This window comes from Streptomyces sp. NPDC046122, from assembly GCF_056429965.1.
Map to the genome: position 1 here is coordinate 398,305 of NZ_JBWKLQ010000003.1, position 14,259 is coordinate 412,563.

13 protein-coding genes are annotated in these 14,259 nt (G+C 72.5%); 10 read left to right on the top strand and 3 right to left on the bottom strand.

Annotated features, from left to right (window positions below):
* Positions 1–427: 427 nt before the first annotated feature.
* From hppD to AC07FK_RS11105, 7 genes are all read left to right on the top strand, one after another.
* Positions 428–1,534 carry a 4-hydroxyphenylpyruvate dioxygenase gene (gene hppD / locus AC07FK_RS11075; protein WP_479104535.1) on the top strand — a complete coding sequence of 369 codons (1,107 nt, stop codon included), beginning with the start codon at positions 428–430 and terminating at the stop codon, positions 1,532–1,534.
* Positions 1,531–2,700 (top strand): alpha-hydroxy acid oxidase, encoded by a 1,170-nt coding sequence (locus AC07FK_RS11080; RefSeq protein ID WP_479104537.1) that lies wholly within the window; start codon positions 1,531–1,533, stop codon positions 2,698–2,700. Before hppD ends, AC07FK_RS11080 begins: the two co-directional genes overlap by 4 nt.
* Positions 2,697–3,617, top strand: a complete 921-nt coding sequence (locus AC07FK_RS11085; RefSeq protein ID WP_479104538.1) for a phytanoyl-CoA dioxygenase family protein — start codon at positions 2,697–2,699, stop codon at positions 3,615–3,617. The genes AC07FK_RS11080 and AC07FK_RS11085 overlap by 4 nt, the downstream gene beginning before the upstream one ends.
* A 61-nt stretch (positions 3,618–3,678) precedes the next feature.
* Positions 3,679–4,926, top strand: coding sequence for an aminotransferase-like domain-containing protein (locus AC07FK_RS11090; protein ID WP_479104961.1), 1,248 nt, complete (start codon positions 3,679–3,681; stop codon positions 4,924–4,926).
* Positions 4,923–5,861: a DMT family transporter gene (locus AC07FK_RS11095; protein ID WP_479104540.1), complete on the top strand. Its 939-nt coding sequence runs from the start codon at positions 4,923–4,925 to the stop codon at positions 5,859–5,861. The genes AC07FK_RS11090 and AC07FK_RS11095 overlap by 4 nt, the downstream gene beginning before the upstream one ends.
* A gap of 94 nt (positions 5,862–5,955) precedes the next feature.
* Positions 5,956–7,059, top strand: a complete 1,104-nt coding sequence (locus AC07FK_RS11100; RefSeq protein ID WP_479104541.1) for a prephenate dehydrogenase — start codon at positions 5,956–5,958, stop codon at positions 7,057–7,059.
* Between the two features lie 143 nt (positions 7,060–7,202).
* Entirely contained in the window at positions 7,203–7,598 is a 396-nt protein-coding gene (locus tag AC07FK_RS11105) for a 5-carboxymethyl-2-hydroxymuconate Delta-isomerase (protein WP_479104542.1), read from the top strand.
* A 52-nt stretch (positions 7,599–7,650) separates the two neighbouring features.
* Here the strand turns inward: AC07FK_RS11105 and AC07FK_RS11110 are convergent, their stop codons facing one another.
* Complete coding sequence (locus AC07FK_RS11110) at positions 7,651–8,046, bottom strand: DUF5997 family protein (protein ID WP_479104543.1); 396 nt, start codon at positions 8,044–8,046, stop codon at positions 7,651–7,653.
* Between the two features lie 67 nt (positions 8,047–8,113).
* Between AC07FK_RS11110 and AC07FK_RS11115 the strand changes: the two genes are divergently transcribed.
* The 3 genes from AC07FK_RS11115 (at position 8,114) to AC07FK_RS11125 (ending at position 12,784) form a co-directional block, all read left to right on the top strand.
* Positions 8,114–8,923, top strand: coding sequence for a LysR family substrate-binding domain-containing protein (locus AC07FK_RS11115; RefSeq protein WP_479104544.1), 810 nt, complete (start codon positions 8,114–8,116; stop codon positions 8,921–8,923).
* Positions 8,924–9,131: 208 nt separating this feature from the next.
* Positions 9,132–10,400 (top strand): RICIN domain-containing protein, encoded by a 1,269-nt coding sequence (locus AC07FK_RS11120; RefSeq protein ID WP_479104545.1) that lies wholly within the window; start codon positions 9,132–9,134, stop codon positions 10,398–10,400.
* Positions 10,401–10,648: 248 nt separating this feature from the next.
* Entirely contained in the window at positions 10,649–12,784 is a 2,136-nt protein-coding gene (locus tag AC07FK_RS11125; protein ID WP_479104546.1) for a PP2C family protein-serine/threonine phosphatase, read from the top strand.
* 5 nt (positions 12,785–12,789) lie between these two features.
* Here AC07FK_RS11125 and AC07FK_RS11130 read toward each other — a convergent pair whose 3' ends face one another.
* Both AC07FK_RS11130 and AC07FK_RS11135 read right to left on the bottom strand, forming a co-directional pair.
* A complete protein-coding gene (locus tag AC07FK_RS11130) occupies positions 12,790–13,569 on the bottom strand; it encodes an endo alpha-1,4 polygalactosaminidase (protein ID WP_479104548.1) in 780 nt (259 codons plus the stop codon).
* Complete coding sequence (locus AC07FK_RS11135) at positions 13,566–14,210, bottom strand: spherulation-specific family 4 protein (RefSeq protein ID WP_479104962.1); 645 nt, start codon at positions 14,208–14,210, stop codon at positions 13,566–13,568. Before AC07FK_RS11135 ends, AC07FK_RS11130 begins: the two co-directional genes overlap by 4 nt.
* Positions 14,211–14,259 lie beyond the last annotated feature (49 nt).

A 14,259-nucleotide genomic window follows, 5' to 3' on the forward strand; every position in this document is an offset into this window, starting at 1 on the left:
CGCCGAACTCTGTTCGGCAATGCTGAACCTGAGGTGGCGTCATGGTGGAGGCTGGGGGTGTTATCCGGCCGTTCTTCGCCGTTGAGTGTTCATCAACTCGCTGACCAGGCATGGTGGTTCGTGTGACATTGTCGCAGGTGGCCCCGGTGAGAAAAGTGCTTGACGGGGTCGGGGTCATTGGGTTTTGCTCTGCCTGGGTGTTCGGCAATGCCGACTTCCGTTCGGATCCCCAGGCTGCACGAGACCGCTCATCCGGTTCCACAGCCCTCTTGGCAACCAGGTCGGAGGACCCGGTGAACGTCTCCCCAGCCCCGCCGCTTCCGGCCGGCCCCGTGTCGCCGTCATGGCCCTGTCCGGCCCGTGGCAGCAGACGCGGCCGCCCCGCCGTCGGCGCCCGATTATCACCTCGAGCACAGATCGGATCAGCGTGACCGTTCATTCAATCGACCATGTTGAGTTCTTCGTGGGGGACGCGCACCAGGCCGCCCACTACTACTGCGCGACGTACGGGTTCCGCGTGGTGGCCGAGGCAGGCCCGGACACCGGCCTCGCCGGGGCCCGTTCGCTGGTGCTGGCACACGGCGGCGTACGCCTGGTGCTGACGTCCGCCCTGCACGCCGACCACGCCGCCGCCCGGTTCGTACGCCGCCACGGCGACGGCGTACGCGACGTGGCCCTGCGGTCCACCGACGCCGCCGGGGACTTCGAGCGCGCGGTGGCCGCCGGAGCGGACGTCGTCGCGAAGCCCGAGACGTTCGAGGACGCCGACGGCCGCGTCGTCCGCGCCACCATCGCCGCCACCAACGACCTGGTCCACACCCTCGTGCAGCGCGAGGAAGCGGAAACCTTCCTGCCGGGGCGCTACCGGCCGACGGCCGACGCGGACGCGGCGGGACCCGGACTGCTGCGCTCGGTCGACCACCTGGCCCTGTGCCTGCGTCCCGGCTCACTGGACACCATGGTCGACTTCTACCGGCGGGCCCTGGGCCTCAGTCACACCTATGACGAGTACATCGTCGTGGGCGGTCAGGCCATGGCCTCCAAGGTCGTGCAGGACGAGACCCGGGGCGTCACCTTCACCATGGTGGAACCGGCCCCCTCCGCCGACCGCGGACAGCTCGACGACTTCCTCGACAGGTTCGACGGCCCCGGCGTGCAGCACGTGGCGTACGGCACCGACGACATCGCCCGGGCGGCGCGCGAACTGCGCTCCTGGGGCGTGGAGTTGCTCCCCACGCCCGCCGGTTACTACTCCGCGCTCGCCGAGCGCGGCATAGACGTGGACATCGACCACGCCGAACTGCGGGAACTGGGCCTGCTGGCCGACCGCGACGAATGGGGCCAGCTGGTCCAGGTCTTCACCCGCTCCCCGTACGCCCGCAAGACGGTGTTCTTCGAGCTGATCCAGCGGCTGGAGGCCCGTACCTTCGGAAGCGGCAACATCAAGGCGCTCTACGAGGCGGTGGAGCGCGAGCGGGCCGGCCGGCCGCAGGAGGCCGCGCCGGCCGGCGCTCTGGCGAAGGCCGGCGGATGACCGCTCCGCCCGCCCCGCCCGCTCCCCTCGGCGCGGAGCCCGCCGCGCTGCTGTCCTGGCGGGACTACGCCGAGGCCGCCCGCGCCCGGCTCGACCGGCCGGTGTGGGACTACATCGCCGGCGGCAGCGGCGACGAGGTGTCCCTGCGCGGCGACCGCGCCGCCTTCGACCAGTACCGGTTACGCCCGCGCACCCTCGTCGACGTGTCCCACTGCGCGACGGGAACCACGCTCCTCGGCAGCCCCGTGGCGTTCCCCGTCGGCATCGCGCCCATGGCCTACCACCGCCTGGTGCACCCGCAGGGCGAGAACGCCACCGTACGAGCGGCGGGCGCGGCCGGGGCGCTCACCGTCGCCAGCACCTTCGCCAGCACCACCCTGGAGGAGACGGCCGCCGCCGCGACCGGCCCGCTGTGGCTGCAGCTCTACATGCTGCGCCGCAGGGAGGTCACCGAAGCGCTCGTGCGCCGGGCGGAAGCCGCCGGCTACCGGGCGCTGGTCGTCACCGCCGACACCCCCCGGATGGCGCGCAGGGAGCGCGACCTGCGCAACGGCTTCAGCCTCCCGCCGCACATCCGGCCGGTCAACCTGGACGACGAGCACGCCGCCGGACTGCACGACGGCCACCGCGCCCGCTCCACCCTGGTCGAGCACGCCGCCCGCCACCACGACGCCGCCTTCACCTGGCAGGATCTGGCGCGATTGCGCTCGTTGACGGGGCTGCCCCTGGTGCTGAAGGGCGTGCTCACCGCCGAGGACGCGCGCAGAGCCGCCGACCTGGGCGTCGACGGGCTGATCGTGTCGACGCACGGCGGCCGCCAACTCGACGGCGCCGTGGCCGCGTTGGACGCCCTGCCGGAAGTGGCCGAAGCCGCGGCGGCCCACTGCGAGATCCTCGTCGACGGCGGCGTCCGCCGCGGTACGGACGTCCTGAAGGCACTGGCCCTGGGAGCCCGCGCGGTGCTCGTCGGCCGCCCCGTCCTGTGGGGCCTCGCCGTCGACGGCGAGGCCGGCGTCGCACACGTCCTCGCCACCCTGCACGCGGAACTCGAAGAGGCGATGGCGCTGACCGGCCGCCCCCGGCTCGACACGATCACCCCGGACGTCCTCCACCGCCGCGCCGCCCACCACGACCACCCCCACACGAACGACAAGGACATGGCATGACGACGCACGACGTACGCTTCTCGCTGACCGAAGCCGAGCAGGAGCTCCTGCCCTCCGAGGACGACGTGACGTTCTATCAGGAACACGGCTGGTACCTGTCGAAGAAGCTCCTGACCGACGAGGAGGTCGACCTTCTCGACTCCGCCGCCGACCGCTTCTACGCCGGACACCGCGACCGCACGCTGCCCACCCGCCCCCCGCGCCTGGCGTACTGGGAGCCGGACCAGGGCGACGTGCACCGGCACAACGACTACATCTTCTACGAGGACGACACCATCCGCGGCATCCTGGCCAAGCCGCTCATCGCGGCGGTCGCCGCGCGCATCGCGCAGAGCAGCCAGATACGCCTGTGGAACAGTACGCTCATCCACAAGCCGCCGCGCGCGGACGACGCCCGCAACATCGTGCCCTGGCACTTCGACCGCCACTACTGGCAGACCTGCTCCTCCGACGAGATGCTGACCGCCTTCATCCCCTTCCACGACTGCGGCGAGGAGATGGGCACCATCACCATGGTCGACGGCAGCCACCGCTGGAAGGAGATCGGCACGGACGACACCACCACCCGTCACTTCGCCGAGCGCGACCGGTCGGAGCTGGAGGAAGTGCTCGCGGAGAACGCCGCCCACAACGGGGCGCAGGTGCGCAAGGTCCCGGTCGAGATCCCGAAGGGGCACATCAGCTTCCACCACTGCCGCACCTACCACGGCAGCGGCTACAACGTCAGCGACCGGCCGCGCCGCGCCATCTCCCTGCACCTCCAGGACCGCACCAACCAGTGGCGGCCCTTCCACCTCTCCAACGGCGACCGCGTGGTCTACAACAACGACGTGCTCGTCCGGGCGGACGAGCAGGGCAACCCCGACTACACCGACCCGGACTTCTGCCCCGTCCTGTGGGAGACGCCCGGTGAATGAGGGTCCCCCGCCCCACGTCCTGGCCGCTCACGACCTGCACGGTTCCCTCGGCGACCCGCTGATGGAGGTGATGAACTTCCTCAACGAGGTCACCACCCGCCACCCCGACGCGATCTCCTTCGGACCCGGCCGCCCGTACGAGGGCCTGTTCGACGTCGAACGGATCGGCGACTACCTCGACGCGTACAAGCGCCACCTCTCCGAGGACCTCGGCCGCAGCCCCGACGAGATCAGATCCCTGCTGTTCCAGTACGGACGCACCAACGGCCAGATCCACGACCTGGTGGCCCGCACCCTGCGCAACGACGAGGGGATCGAGGCGGACCCCCGGTCCCTCGTGGTGACCGTGGGCTGCCAGGAGGGCATGTTCCTCACGCTGCGCGCGCTGTTCGCCGGACCCGCGGACGTCCTCCTCGTCTCCTCGCCCTGTTACGTCGGGATCACCGGCGCGGCCCGGCTGCTGGACATCGAGACGGTGCACGTGCCCGAGGGCCCGGACGGCGTCGACCAGGAAGCACTGCGGCGGACGATCGCCGAGCTCCGGGCGGCCGGGAAGCGGCCGCGCGCGCTCTACGTGGTGCCGGACTTCTCCAACCCCACGGGCACCCGCATGCCCCTGCCCGCGCGCCACAGCCTGCTCGCCCTGGCCGACCGGGAGGACCTCCTCCTCCTGGAGGACAACCCGTACGGCTTCTTCACCCGCACCGGCGCCGGCAGTCCCACCCTCAAGGCGCTGGACGTCCGGCGGCGCGTGGTCTACCTGGGCTCCTTCGCCAAGACGTGCTTCCCCGGAGCCCGGGTCGGCTACGTCGTCGCCGACCAGCTCGTCGAAGCCGCGGACGGCACCCGTACGCTCCTCGCGGACGAACTGTCCAAGATCAAGGGCATGGTGACGGTGAACACACCGGCGCTGAGCCAGGCGGTCATCGGCGGCATGCTCCTGACGCACGACTGCCGGCTGCGGGAGGCAAACAAACCGGCGGCCGACTTCTACGCCGGCAACCTGGCGCTCCTCCTGGAGAACCTGGAGCGCCTGCTGCCGCCGGAACGGCGCGAAGCCGCCGGCATCCACTGGAACGCTCCCGACGGCGGCTTCTTCCTCACCCTCACCCTCCCCGTCCCGGCGGACAACGCACTGCTCGAGGTCTCCGCTCGCGAGCACGGCGTGATCTGGACCCCCATGAGCTACTTCCATCCGGACGACGGCGGCCGGCGCCAGATGCGCCTGTCCGTCAGCTACCTGACTCCGGACCAGGTCGCCGAGGGAGCCCGCCGCCTGGTGGACCTGCTGCAACGGAGCTGCCTGTGAACGCCGTCCTCTACGTCGTGACCGTACTGATCTGGGGTTCCACCTGGCTGGCCATCAAGGGTCAGCTGGGCGACGTGCACCCCACGGCGTCCATCGCCTACCGGTTCGCCCTGGCCGCAGTGATCCTGCTGGCCTGGGCCCGCCTGCGCGGGCTGCCGCTGCGCTACCCGGCGCGCGTGCACGGGCAGTTCGCGCTCATGGGCGGACTGATGTTCTCCACGAACTTCCTGTGCTTCTACGTCGCCGAACACCACCTCACCACCGGTCTCGTCTCGATCATCTTCGCCATGTCGCTGGTGGTGAACATCGCCTTCGCCCGCATCTTCTTCCGGCGCACGATCACCGCCAAGACGCTCGTCGGGGGAGCGGTGGGCCTGCTGGGCATCGCCACGGTCTTCTGGCCGGAATTCCGGGCGTTCGACCTCTCCTCCGGGGCCGGCCGCGGCATCGTGCTGTCGGTCATCGGCACCCTGGTGTTCTGCCTGGGCAACGTCGTGTCCGGCAAGACGCAGGCCGCCGGCATCCCCGTCATCCAGGGCACCGGTTACGCCATGGGGTACGGGGCGCTGCTCATGGCGCCCTTCGCGGCGTTCCTCGGCGACGGCGCGCTGTTCGAGCCCACCCTGGAGTACACCGGCTCGCTCCTCTATCTCGCCGTGTTCGGCTCCGTGATCGGCTTCGGCGCCTATCTCACCCTGCTCGGCCGGATCGGCGGTGAGCGCGCCGCCTACGCGATGGTGCTCTTCCCCATCGTGGCGCTCCTGCTCTCCACGGTGTTCGAGGACTTCCACTGGACGCTGCGGGACCTGGCCGGCGTCGTCCTGATCCTGATCGGCAACGCCGTCATGCTGACCAGCCCGGCACTGCTCCGGCGCCTGACCGGCGACCGCTTCCCCGCGGCGGAGCCGACGGCGCCCGCCCCCGCCGACCGGTAGCCCGGGCCCGTCCGGTCCCGGCCCGCCGGGCCGGCCCGGACGGCCCGGACGGCCCCGCCACCCACCCCCACCACCACGGCCGAGGAGCGTCACCTTGAGAACCGCCGCAGTCGTCGGAACCGGTCTCATCGGCACGTCGATCGCCCTGGCCCTGACGGGCCGCGGAGTGACCACCCACCTGATCGACCGCGACCCCGCAGGCGTACGCCTCGCCGCCGCCAGGGGAGCGGGCACACCGGAGCCCCCTGCGGCGCCGGTGGACATCGCGGTCATCGCCGTCCCGCCGTCGCAGGTCGCGACGACCCTCGCCGAGCAGCAGAAGTCGGGTCTAGCGCAGGTCTACACGGACGTGGCGAGCGTCAAGGCCCCGGTGTACGACGCGTGCCGGGACCTCGGGTGCGACACCACGGCCCTGGTGGGCGGGCACCCGCTGGCCGGGCGGGAGCGCTCCGGCCCGCTCGCGGCCCGCGCCGGCCTCTTCCAGGACCGCCACTGGGTGCTCACCCCGGCCGCGGACACCCACGAGGACGCGCTCAACCGCGCCCTGGAACTGGTGTCGCTGTGCGGCGCCGTCCCCGTGCTCCTCGAACCCAGCGACCACGACCGGGCCGTGGCGCTCGTGTCCCACCTGCCTCACCTGATGGCGAGCCTCACCGCCGCCCGGCTGCTGGAGGGCGAGGACTACGCCGTACGGCTGGCCGGCCGCGGCATGGGGGACCTCGCCCGCATCGCCGCCGGCGACGCCCGTCTGTGGGCGGACGTACTCGCGTGCAACGCGGCGGCTGTTGGCCCGCTGCTCACCGAACTCACCGACGACCTGCGGCGAACGGCCCACGCGCTCGAAAGGCTGACCGACGGCGGGCGGGGCCGGGACGGAGCGCTGGCCGACCTGACGGAAATCCTGCGGCGCGGCAGCGAGGGACGTTCCCGCGTCGTCACCACGCACGGGTACCGAGGGACGGCGGTGCCCCCCGCCTCGCTCTCCGTCGCCCTCGCCGGCCGCGACCGGCCGCTGGCCCGGCTGCTGGACGACGTGAGCGCGGAACGGATGGACGTGGAGGGCATGGTCCTGCCGGACGACGGCGCGCCACCGCACGAGACGGTCGAGATCCAGGTGGCGGCGGAGATCGCCCGCCCGCTCACCGTCGCTCTGCGCGACCGGGGATGGGCGGTCCACCAGGTCGCGGCCCTGGCCTGACGGACCGGACCCGCACGACCCGCCCAGCCCGATGCGCCCGACCCGAATGAGTCGACGCGAACATGACTTGACGGGACCCCGTCCGCCCCGACTGACTTGACCGTCCGCCCCGGACGTCCGTACGCGAACGAGGAGCAACGAAGATGCCGCACATCGTCGTCGACTACGACAGCACCGTGGAAGCCGCCCTGGACCGCCGTAAATTCGCCCTCGAACTGCACGCGCTGGCAGCCGAGACGGTCGCCGGCATCACCGTCGCGAGCTGCAAGACCCGATTCCGGCGCGTCGACGAGGTCGTCGTCGCCGACGGAGACGACGGCCAGGCGCTGATCCACGTCGAACTCGCCATCCTGCCCGGCCGCACCACCGAGGCCAAGGCGGCGCTGAGTGCGGTGGTGCTGGACCTGGTGCGCCGCCACACCGCCTCCGTGCCCGGAACGGTCCACGCCTCCGTGGACGTGTCGGACCTCGGTGCGGCGTACGCCAAGCACGTCACCCCCGACGGCAGCCGGGACACGGGCGGGTCGCCGAGCAGCTAGCGCCCGGCGGGACGGCCCGGCGGGGGAGGCGGCGTGCGGCGGGGCGAGTCGGTCAGGCGCCGGGCTGGTCGGCCCGCTGCGCGTTCTTCTCCTTGATGCGCACCGCTTCCTTCCGGACCTCGGCCAGGTTGGCGCGCTCCTGCTCCAGCCACTCGGGCGACTGCGCCTTCAGCGCCTCGATCTGGTCGGTGGTGAGGGGCTCCGTCACCCCGCCGCGGGCGAGACCGGCGATGGAGACGCCCAGCTTCGCCGCGACCACCGGACGGGGGTGCGGGCCGTTGCGTCGCAGGTCCTGCAGCCACTGGGGCGGGTCGGTCTGCAGGGCGTTCAGTTCGGTGCGCGAGACGACACCCTCCTGGAACTCGGCGGGGGTGGCCTCGAGGTACACACCCAGCTTCTTCGCCGCGGTCGCGGGCTTCATGGTCTGGGTGTTCTTGTGCGACGTCATGGTGTCAAGGGTATCGAGCATGCGTGCTGCCTCCGACCACGTCCGGCCGTGGCGGTAACCTTGCGGAGTGACCGCTCCCGATGCCTCCCGTTCGTTCCGCCTCGCCTATGTGCCGGGAGTGATGCCCACGAAGTGGGTGCGGATCTGGAACGAGAGGCTGCCCGAGGTCCCCCTGGCCCTGACCGGCGTCTCCGCCGCCGAGTCGTTCGGCGTACTGCGGCGCGGCGAGGCCGACGCGGGGTTCGTACGGCTGCCGGTCGACCGGACGGATCTCAGCGCGATCCCCCTCTACACCGAGACGACCGTGGTGGTGGTCCCGAAGGACCACCCGATGACGGCGGCCGAAGAGGTGTCCATGGAGGACCTCGCCGACGACATCGTGCTGCATCCCCTCGACGACGCCCTCGCGTGGGAGGAGCTGCCGGGGCTGCCCGCGAACGAGCGCCCCGCCACGACGGCGGACGCCGTCGAGCTGGTGGCGGCGGGAATCGGCGTGCTCCTCGTGCCCCAGTCGCTCGCCCGTCTGCACCACCGCAGGGACCTCACCTACCGGCCCGTTGCGGACGCCCCGCAGTCGCGCGTCGCACTGTCGTGGCCGGAGAACGCGACCACCGACCTGGTGGAGCAGTTCATCGGGATCGTCCGGGGCCGGACCGTCAACAGCTCCCGCGGGCGCCCCGCGGCGCCGACGGAGGCGAAGGGCGGGAGCGCGGACTCACGCGACGCCCGGCGCAAGCCTGCCGCGGGCAAGGCGGCGGGCAGGACGGGCGGCAAGCCGCGCACATCGACGGGGAAGCCCGCCGGCAAGGGCTCCCGGGGCGGTTCCGGCGGCCCGGCCAAGGGCGCGAAGCGCGGCAAGCCCCGTCGGCGCTCCTGACCGCAGCGCCGTCTGCCGCGTGGTCCGTACCAAACCCTTGACAGGGTTTTCGTCCGCTCCTTAAATCACGGAGTGAACTAAGTGCCGTCCAGGTCCACTTCGTCACACCCCCCACACTCTTCGGCGCGTCGGTCACCGGATTCGGCCTGCCTTCTGGGCCTGTCATGTGCATGACATTGCGCCTTGATCGCTCCCGGAAGGGAGAGTCATGGACTCCCCACGCCTGCCCCGGCGACTGCTCCTGTCCCTCGGTTCGGTCCTCGCCCTCGTCTCGCTGTCCACCGGGCTCGCGCACAGCGCGCCCGCGGCCGCCCCGAAACCCCCCGCTCCGGTGGCCGCCGCGGCAGCCGTCACCTTCTCCGACGAGTTCGACGGGCCCGCGGGCTCGGCCGTCGACGGCGCGAAGTGGCAGGTCGAGACGGGCGACAACGTCAACAACCACGAGCGGCAGTACTACACCGCCGGCAACCGCAACGCCGCCCTCGACGGCCAGGGCCACCTCGTCATCACGGCCCGGCGCGAGAACCCGGGCAACTACCAGTGCTGGTACGGCAGGTGCGAGTACACCTCCGCCCGGCTGAACACCGCCGGCCGGTTCACCACCACGTACGGCCGGGTCGAGGCCCGGATGAAGCTCCCGCGCGGGCAGGGCATGTGGCCCGCGTTCTGGATGCTGGGCAACGACATCGGCCAGGTCGGCTGGCCCGCCTCCGGCGAGATCGACGTCATGGAGAACGTCGGCTTCGAGCCGTCCACGGTGCACGGGACGCTCCACGGCCCCGGGTACTCCGGCGCCGGCGGCATCGGCGCCGGACACACCCTGCCCGGCGGCCAGGTCTTCGCCGACGCGTTCCACACCTTCGCGGTCGACTGGAGCCCGGGCGCCGTCACCTGGTCCGTCGACGGCACGGTGTACCAGCGGCGCACCCCCGCCGAGCTCGGCGGAAAGCAGTGGGTCTTCGACAAGCCCTTCTTCCTCATCCTCAACCTCGCGGTGGGCGGTTACTGGCCCGGGGACCCCGACAGCAGTACGGCCTTCCCGCAGCAGCTGCTCGTCGACCACGTGCGGGTCAGCACCGCCGACGGCCCCTCGGGCGGCGGCCCCGTGACGGGTATCGGGGGCAAGTGCGTCGACGTGGCCGGGGCCAACAGCGCCAACGGCACCCCCGTACAGCTCTACGACTGCAACGGCACCGCCGCCCAGCGCTGGAGCGTCGGCTCCGACGGCACCGTGCGCGCGCTCGGCAAGTGCCTGGACGTGGCCTCGGGAGGAAGCGCCGACGGCACGCCGGTCCAGCTGTGGGACTGCAACGGCACGCCCGCCCAACGGTGGGCCGTCTCCGCGGCGCGGGACCTCGTCAATCCGCAGGCCGGCAAGTGCCTGGACGCCACGGGAGGCAGCTCGGCCAACGGCACCCGGCTGCAGATCTGGACCTGCACCGGGGCCGCCCACCAGAAATGGACGGTGACGCGATGACGGGGCCCTGAAGGGGGGAACGCTCAGGTGCATCCGGCCCGCACGGGCCCCGCCTTCCGCTCGACGCTCAGCGTATTGTCGCGTTATGGGTGCATACGCGTCTTCCATGGAAAGCCTGTCCCCAAAGTCGGCGGCGAGGATCCGCCGGCTTTCGGGACCGGGCGGGTGCTCCCACGCCGGCGACGGACGCGGAGCGCATCCGCACGGGCGGACGCGCCCGGCGGGTGCCGCCGGGGGAGAGTGACCGCATGGAGGGGTCAGCCGATTCCGAGGTGCGGCTGCTGGAGCCGGTCACGTCCGACATCCTCCGCGACACCGGCGCGTCCGCCGTCATGGTGTACCTACTGCCGCCGGGGGAGAACGCGCTCCATCTGGCGGTGCTCGGCGGGCTCGCCCGTGAGTTCGCCACGCCGTGGACCCGGGTCGCGCTGACCGACCCGATCCCGGTGGCCGACGCCGTACGGGAACGGCGGCTGATCTGGATCGGCAGCCAGGAGGAGATGGGCCGCCGCTACCCCAGGCCGGCGCTGGTGCTGCCCTACCGGTTCACCCTGGCCGCCGCCCCCGTCGCCCGGGGCGACGAGACCGTGGGAGGGCTGGTGCTGCTGTGGCCCGGTTCGTACCCGGAGCAACTGGGGGAGCGGGAACGCGAGGCGGTGGACACCGGGTGCGAGCGCCTGGGGGAGGTGATCCAGCAGGCGGCCGCCCGTGGCCGCCCCCTCCTCCCCGAACACCGGCCGCGCCTGATCCCTCCCGCCGAGGGCCGCACGTCGAGCCCGGTCGAGGCCGCGGCGGCGGTGGCCTTCATCGACCGCCTGCCGGGCGGCAGCTGCGCCCTGGACCTGAACGGCCGCATCACCTTCCTCACGCCCTCCGCCGCCGGCCTCCTGGGCGCCGATGCCGCCGACCTGATGGGCTCCCTGCCCTGGGAGGCGCTGCCCTGGATGGACAACCCCACCGTCGAGGACCGCTACCGCGCCGCCGTGATCAGCCGCCAGAGCACGTCGTTCACCGTTCTGCGTCCGCCCGACCACTGGCTGTCGTTCCACCTCTACGCGGACGCCTCCGGGATCAGCGTGCGGATCACGCCGACCGCCGCACCTGCGGACACCGACGACACGACCAGCCCGCCCGCCTCCGCGTCGCTGCCCAGCCGGGCCACCGCCCTCTACCACCTGATGCACCTGGCCGCCATGCTCACCGAGGCCGCCGGGGTGCGCGACGTCGTCGACCAGGCGGCCGACCAGCTCATTCCCGCCCTGGGCGCTCAAGCGATGACGATCTTCGTGGCGGACGAGGGACGTCTGAAGGTCATCGGACACCGCGGTCACACCCGCGGTCAGACCAACGAACTCCTGGGCCGGTTCGACGGCGCGCCCCTGGACTCCGACGCCCCCACCGCACGGGTGCTGGCCACCGGAATGCCCCTGTTCTTCGCCAGCCCCGAGGAACTCCACGCCGCCTACCCGTCCGCGGTCATCCTGGGCGACATGCAGGCGTGGGCCTTCCTGCCGCTGGTCGCGTCGGGCCGCCCGGTCGGCTCCCTCGTCCTGGCCTACGGGCGTCCCCGCACCTTCGCCCCGGGGGAGCGCGCGATCCTCAGCTCACTGGCCGGACTGGTCGCACAGGCCCTCGACCGGGCCCGGCTGTACGACGCGAAGCACCAGCTGGCCCACGGCCTGCAGGCCAGCCTCCTGCCGCACACCCTGCCCCACCTCGACGGACTGGACGTGGCGGCCCGCTACCTGCCCGCGGGACACGGCATGGGGGTCGGCGGAGACTTCTACGACTTCATCCGCCTCGACGACACCACCGCGGCCGCCGCCATCGGCGACGTACAGGGGCACAACGTCGAGGCCGCCGCCCTCATGGGGCAGGTCCGCACCGCCGTGCACGCCTCCGCCGGCGCGCCCCCCGACGAGGTCCTCGCCCGCACCAACCGCCTCCTCACCGACCTCGACACCGGCCTGTTCACCAGCTGTACGTACGCACACATCGACCTCACCCGCCGCCGGGTGCAACTGGCGAGCGCCGGTCACCCCCCACCGCTCCTGCGCCGTCCCGACGGACGCACGGAGGTGGTCCCCGTCCCCGCCGGGCTGCTCCTCGGCATCGACCCGGCCGCCGTGTACAGCACGACGGACATCGCACTGCCCCGGGGCTCCGTGTTCGCGCTGTACACCGACGGCCTCGTCGAGGCACCCGGCGTCGACATCGACCAGGCCATCGCCGGCCTGGCGCACCGCCTCGCGGGGTGCCGGGGCGCCACCATGGCCGACGTCGCGGACGCCCTGGTGCGCCGCCCCCCGTCCGAGCAGCCCCGTCACGACGACATCGCGCTGCTGCTGATCGGCACCGAAGGGTCGGGTGAGCCGCACTCCTGAACGCGTCAGCAGGGCCGGCGCCACACGCCCAGGTCGAGTCTCTTGCGCATCGAGCTGAGGCCCAGTGCCGTGGAGCGCTCGCAGAAGTCGCCGGCCGGCAGGGCGTACTCCACGTGCAGGACCGCCTTCCCCGCCTTCACGAAGGGGGTGAGCGCCGCGCACTCGTCGTACTGGGCGCACTCCTCGTTCACCGCGAAGTCGAAGTCCGCCACGAGCTCGGGGACCTGCGGCAGGTCGTTCTTCAGCCCCACCGACATGCCGCGCGCGTGGGCGAGGCCGGCCAGCATGCGGTTGTACGCGAGCTGGTGGCCGGCGGTCAGGGGGAAGCCGGTGTCGTTGAGGTAGCCGTCCATCAGGTCCGGCTCCACCGCGTCGAAGCCCTTGTCGCGGCACATGTCGAAACGCTTCGCCATCAGCGGGCGCAGGACGTCCAGGCGCCGGATGTCGAGCCAGCGTTCACCGGCCCACCCGTTGCCCCGCCCCCGGACGGCGGGCGGGAAGTCCCCGCTGTCGGGGCGGAACGACTCCCATGCCCCCGCGTTGATGTAGCAGATGACCCGGCGGCCGTCCCGGTGCAGCCGGCGCACCGCCCCGGCGTCGTTCTCGAATCCGTCGATGTCGTAGACGGGCACGTCGACCCGGCCGTCGACGCGCCCGTCGAGCTGCCACTGCCACGCCGTGCCCACGGCCGGCCGCCACGGCCCGGCGGGGCGCGGCTCGGGTGCCGAGCAGGCCGCGAGCAGCGCGAGCAGGAACAGCAGGCACAGCGGACGCGCGCGGGTCATGAGGCCCTCCGGCCCAGGGCGGGTGGCAGGAACGACCAGGGGTTCGGCCCGTGGCCGGGTACCGCGCAGTGCACCGCGGCGCGGCGCAGCGCCGCCGTGCGGGCGGCGAGCACCGACAGCCCGGCCGGTACGCCGTGGATGAGATGGCAGAAGCGTTCCGGCGGGTGCGCGGACGTCCACGCGGGCGCGGCGGGCGCCGCCGAGTACGCGGCCCAGTCGCCCTCGAAGGTGACCAGCAGATCGGCGACCGCCGCGTAGCCCGGAGCCGGGTGGGTCCCGGGATTGAGCACGACCGTACGGCCGCCCCGAGAGCGCGCCGCTCGCGCCAGGCGCCGGTAGTGGCGCACCGCGCCCGGCGCCGAGGCGGCCTGGTCCAGGAAGAAGCCGTCGGTGGCGTACCAGTCGCGGTAGCGGTCGAAGTCGGCGGTGACCGCCCGCAGCGGCCGCCGGCCGTAGTCGGTGTCGGCGTACCCGAGCAACGGCACCCCCGCCGCCCGCAGAGCGCGGGCGGCGGTGGCGAACGACGGCTCCGGCGCGGCGCCGGGACCGTCCGCGATGTTGAGCACCACGCCGTACAGCAGCGGCGCGGACTCCACGAGCGTCCACCAGGCGCCCGGATCGACGGCCGGGTGGACGTACATGGGGACGAGCAGTTTCGCCGGCGGCACGGACGCCGGCTCGGACCGCTCG

Excerpts from the sequence above, each read along its gene's own strand:
- AC07FK_RS11080 (WP_479104537.1), top strand. The coding sequence starts at position 1,531 with ATGACCGCTCCGCCCGCCCCGCCCGCTCCCCTCGGCGCGGAGCCCGCC.
- AC07FK_RS11085 (WP_479104538.1), top strand. The coding sequence starts at position 2,697 with ATGACGACGCACGACGTACGCTTCTCGCTGACCGAAGCCGAGCAGGAG.
- AC07FK_RS11090 (WP_479104961.1), top strand. The coding sequence starts at position 3,679 with ATGGAGGTGATGAACTTCCTCAACGAGGTCACCACCCGCCACCCCGAC.
- AC07FK_RS11105 (WP_479104542.1), top strand. The coding sequence starts at position 7,203 with ATGCCGCACATCGTCGTCGACTACGACAGCACCGTGGAAGCCGCCCTG.
- AC07FK_RS11110 (WP_479104543.1), bottom strand. The coding sequence starts at position 8,046 with ATGACGTCGCACAAGAACACCCAGACCATGAAGCCCGCGACCGCGGCG.
- AC07FK_RS11120 (WP_479104545.1), top strand. The coding sequence starts at position 9,132 with ATGGACTCCCCACGCCTGCCCCGGCGACTGCTCCTGTCCCTCGGTTCG.
- AC07FK_RS11125 (WP_479104546.1), top strand. The coding sequence starts at position 10,649 with ATGGAGGGGTCAGCCGATTCCGAGGTGCGGCTGCTGGAGCCGGTCACG.
- AC07FK_RS11130 (WP_479104548.1), bottom strand. The coding sequence starts at position 13,569 with ATGACCCGCGCGCGTCCGCTGTGCCTGCTGTTCCTGCTCGCGCTGCTC.
- AC07FK_RS11135 (WP_479104962.1), bottom strand. The coding sequence starts at position 14,210 with ATGTACGTCCACCCGGCCGTCGATCCGGGCGCCTGGTGGACGCTCGTG.